Below are 4,347 nucleotides of genomic sequence, written 5' to 3' on the forward strand. Positions count from 1 at the left end.
GACGTCGATATCGGCGGCCTGCGCCATCTTGATCGGATCGTCGAACCATTTGGCGGCGCTGAGGTCGACGCCACGGTCGCGCTTGGGATCGCGCGCGGAAACGGTCGTGACGATGACATCGCGTCCGCACTGGCGCGTCAGCTCCGCTGCCTTGTCGCGCAGCACGCGCGCCACCGAGGCGCCAACCGTACCCAGACCCGCAATTCCAACACGCAACGCTTCAGCCATGCCCGGCGACGCCCCTCAAAAAATCTACTCGAATAAGATGTGCGGCGACTTTAGCGATGCGCGGCGAGCGGCACCACATTGTTCGGCTGCTTGGCGCTGGACGCCAGGAAGCGCTTGATGTTGCGCGCCGCCTGCCGGATCCGGTGCTCGTTCTCGACCAGCGCGATGCGGACATGATCGTCGCCATGCTCGCCAAAGCCGATGCCCGGCGCCACCGCCACGTCGGCGTGCTCGATCAGGAGCTTGGAAAACTCAAGCGAGCCGAGATGCTTGAACGGCTCCGGGATCGGCGCCCAGGCGAACATCGAGGCAGCCGGTGCCGGAATGGTCCAGCCGGCGCGGCTGAAGGCGTCGACCATGACGTCGCGGCGCTTCAAATAGACCTCGCGCACTTCGGCGATGTCGGCGCCGTCGCCATTCAGCGCATGCGCCGCCGCCACCTGGATCGGCGTGAAGGCGCCGTAGTCGAGATAGGACTTCACCCGCGTCAACGCCGAGATCAGCCGCTCATTGCCGACGGCAAAGCCCATGCGCCAGCCGGGCATGGAGAAGGTCTTCGACATCGAGGTGAACTCGACGCAGACATCGATGGCGCCCGGCACCTGCAGCACCGAAGGCGGCGGATTGCCGTCGAAATAGATCTCCGAATAGGCAAGGTCCGACAGGACGATGATGTCGTTCTTCTTGGCGAAGGCGACCACGTCCTTGTAGAAATCGAGCGAGGCGACCAGCGCCGTCGGGTTCGACGGATAGTTGAGGATCAATGCCAGTGGCTTCGGGATCGAATGACGGACACCGCGCTCGAGCGCCGGGATGAAGCCGTCATCCGGCTCGACCTGCAGCGAACGGATGACGCCGCCCGACATGATGAAGCCGAAAGCATGGATCGGATAGGTCGGGTTGGGGCACAGGATCACGTCGCCCGGCGCGGTGATCGCCTGCGCCATATTGGCGAAGCCTTCCTTCGAACCGAGCGTCGCCACCACCTGCGTGTCGGGATTGAGCTTCACGCCGAAACGGCGCTGATAATAGGCGGCCTGGGCGCGGCGCAGACCTGGGATGCCGCGGGAGGAGGAATAGCGATGCGTGCGCGGATCGCGCACCACTTCGCACAATTTGTCGACGATCGCCTTCGGTGTCGGCAGGTCCGGATTGCCCATGCCAAGGTCGATAATGTCGGCGCCGCGCGAACGGGCGCTGGCCTTCAGCCGGTTGACCTGCTCGAACACGTAGGGCGGAAGCCGGCGGACCTTGTGAAATTCTTCCATGTCAGTTCCAGACGATTTAAGATTGGCTTTAGCATAGTTGGCTTGGCTAGGCGCCCTTGGCAAAGACCGCTTTCGGCGCGCGATATAGCTTTATTTGCAGGTAGGGTCGAGGGCGGGATCGCATTTGGCTTCGATCTGCTTCAGCGTGTCCTTGCCATGGTTCTTCGCCAGCGAATTCAGCGCCGCCGGGCTGGTGGACGGGGCACCGCCGCCGCCCTTGGCCACTTGCCCCTGCTGTTCGCCCTTCAACTGGGCAAGCTTGGCCTGCGTCTCCTCAGGGGTGAGCTGCTTTGCCGCCACCTGCGGTGGGATGTTGAGATTGGGATAAGAGCCGGTGTCCTGCGCGCCCTGGGTCAGGCCGACATTCATCCCGTTGCCGGTGTTGGCGCTCGTGCAGCCACTTGCCGCCAGCAGCCCTGGCGTCAGACAGGCGATTGCAACCGCGACGCGGCAACAGCGGCCTGCCCCCGAAAAAATGGTCTTGCCGGTGTTAATCGTCATATTGTTTTCCTGGCAGCCGGGGTACAGCGCATTGGACCCGGTCAGATGTCCCATGATAATATGTCAAGAAAACGCCTCGGGAGGAACCCCGCGAGCCATGTCCAAAACACCTGATTCGAGCAAAGCGGAAGATGATCAATCTTCGACCGTCGAGCAATATCTGGTGAAAGACCCGGAACGCTTCGCGTTGAACATGGCGCGCATGGTCGAGCAGGCCGGCAAAGCCGCCTCCGCCTGGGCCGAGCCGCGCGAAAAGGGCGAGGTGCGCGATCATGTCGCCGAACCCGTGGTCGACATGGTAAAAACCTTTTCCAAGCTCAGCGAATATTGGCTGGCCGACCCGCAACGCGCGCTGGAAGCGCAGACGCGACTGTTCGCCGGCTACATGACGGTCTGGGGCAACGCCATCCAGAAGGTTAGCCCGAATGCCGAGGCGCCCGAAGATGCGGTCAAGCCCGAGCGCGGCGACAAGCGTTTTCAAGACCCCGAATGGGGTCGCAACGCTTTCTTCGATTTCCTCAAACAGGCCTATCTCGTCACCTCGCGCTGGGCGGCCGACCTGGTCGAGCACGCCGAAGGCCTCGACGATCACACCCGCCATAAGGCCAGCTTCTACGTCAAGCAGGTGTCCAATGCCATCTCGCCGTCGAACTTCATCCTGACCAATCCGGAGCTGTTTCGAGAAACCGTTGCCTCGAATGGCGAAAACCTGGTGCGCGGCATGAAGATGCTGGCCGAAGACATCGCCGCCGGCAAGGGCGACCTGAAGCTGAGACAAGCTGACTATTCGCCCTTCGAGATCGGCAAGAACGTCGCGACATCTCCCGGCAAGGTGGTCGGGCGCAGCGATGTCGCCGAAATCATCCAGTACGATCCGACGACGGAGACGGTGCTCAAGCGCCCGCTGCTGATCTGCCCGCCCTGGATCAACAAGTTCTACATCCTCGATCTCAACCCGCAAAAGTCCTTCATCCGCTGGGCGATCGAGCAAGGCCATACCGTGTTCGTCATCTCCTGGATCAATCCCGACGAGCGGCACGGCGCCAAGGGCTGGGAAGCTTACATACGGGAAGGCCTGCAATACGGCCTCGACATGATCGAGAAGGCGACCGGCGAGAAAGAGGTCAACGCCATCGGCTATTGCGTCGGCGGCACGCTGCTGGCGGCCGCACTCGCACTGCTGGCACAGGAAGGCGACAACCGCATCAAATCGGCGACCTTCTTCACCACGCAGGTCGACTTCACCCATGCCGGCGACCTGAAAGTCTTCGTCGATGAGGACCAGGTGGCAGCGGTCGAGAAATCGATGAACGAAAAGGGCTACCTCGACGGCACCAAGATGGCGACCGCCTTCAACATGCTGCGCTCGGGCGACCTGATCTGGCCTTATGTCATCAACAATTACATGCGCGGCAAGGATCCCCTGCCCTTCGACCTGCTCTACTGGAACGCCGATTCCACCCGCATGGCGGCTGCAAACCACTCCTTCTACCTGCGCAACTGTTATCTCGAGAACAATCTGACTCGTGGCGTGATGGAACTCGCCGGCCGCACTGTGTCGCTGGCCGACGTCACCATCCCGGTTTACAACCTGGCGTCGAAGGAAGATCACATCGCGCCGGCCCTTTCCGTGTTTCTCGGCTCGCAATATTTCGGCGGCGATGTCGAGTTTGTGATGGCTGGTTCCGGCCACATTGCCGGTGTCGTCAACCCGCCGGCAGCCAAGAAATACCAGTACTGGACCGGCGGCAAACCGACGGGCGATTTTGGCCAGTGGCTCGCCTCGGCGGTGGAGCATCCCGGCTCCTGGTGGACGCACTGGCAGCACTGGATCGAAACCCAGGACGACACCCTCGTTCCGGCCCGCAAACCGGGCAAGCATATGAAAACTCTGGGTGATGCCCCCGGCACCTATGTGAAGGTCCGCGTGTAACGGCCGGAACCTTTTGCAGGTGCCTGTGTGTAACGGAATGTAATGTCTGGTGAGTTGACGGGCCGGCAAAACGGGGCGAAATGGTGTCGTCAACCTTCAAGAAGCCTCAATTGGCCTCCAACGAGCAAATAATTCAGAGGCTTGCAGAATTGACACAAGTCTCGTTTCCGGTTTGGGAACACAAGGTTATTGGATGTGAACGTTTCGACGCCGCACCAATAGCAGGCCGACCGGACACCGAGGGGGAATTTAGTTTTGAAATCAGTAGGATCGCGTCTCGCGGGGAGAGAAGGTCGCACTATAGCGGCAGCGCTTTTCTCCGTGCTTCTGGCGTCCTGCACCTCCGCCAGCGACCCCACAATGTCCGTCGGCATGCCTGGCTACAACGCGACCGCTTCTGACATCGCCGCGGCTTCC

3 protein-coding genes and 1 pseudogene are annotated in these 4,347 nt (G+C 61.4%); 1 reads left to right on the plus strand and 3 read right to left on the minus strand.

Annotated elements, in window-relative coordinates; all coding sequences use genetic code 11:
- The 3 genes and pseudogenes from NKI61_RS32355 to NKI61_RS32365 all read right to left on the minus strand — a co-directional run.
- Positions 1–228: pseudogene (locus NKI61_RS32355) on the minus strand (homoserine dehydrogenase); the annotation flags it as partial.
- A 50-nt stretch (positions 229–278) separates the two neighbouring features.
- Positions 279–1,496, minus strand: a complete 1,218-nt coding sequence (locus NKI61_RS32360) for an LL-diaminopimelate aminotransferase (protein ID WP_352842351.1) — start codon at positions 1,494–1,496, stop codon at positions 279–281.
- A 90-nt stretch (positions 1,497–1,586) separates the two neighbouring features.
- A complete protein-coding gene (locus NKI61_RS32365; RefSeq protein WP_352842352.1) occupies positions 1,587–1,997 on the minus strand; it encodes a hypothetical protein in 411 nt (136 codons plus the stop codon).
- Between the two features lie 97 nt (positions 1,998–2,094).
- Between NKI61_RS32365 and phaC the strand changes: the two genes are divergently transcribed.
- Positions 2,095–3,930: a class I poly(R)-hydroxyalkanoic acid synthase gene (gene phaC / locus NKI61_RS32370; protein WP_352842354.1), complete on the plus strand. Its 1,836-nt coding sequence runs from the start codon at positions 2,095–2,097 to the stop codon at positions 3,928–3,930.
- Positions 3,931–4,347 lie beyond the last annotated feature (417 nt).

The sequence above is a fragment of the Mesorhizobium sp. M0514 genome (assembly GCF_040321145.1).
Lineage (GTDB): Bacteria > Pseudomonadota > Alphaproteobacteria > Rhizobiales > Rhizobiaceae > Mesorhizobium.

What these genes read in the sequence shown, in the direction of transcription:
- NKI61_RS32360 (WP_352842351.1), bottom strand. Translation starts at nt 1,496, where the DNA reads ATGGAAGAATTTCACAAGGTCCGCCGGCTTCCGCCCTACGTGTTCGAG.
- NKI61_RS32365 (WP_352842352.1), bottom strand. Translation starts at nt 1,997, where the DNA reads ATGACGATTAACACCGGCAAGACCATTTTTTCGGGGGCAGGCCGCTGT.
- phaC (WP_352842354.1), top strand. Translation starts at nt 2,095, where the DNA reads ATGTCCAAAACACCTGATTCGAGCAAAGCGGAAGATGATCAATCTTCG.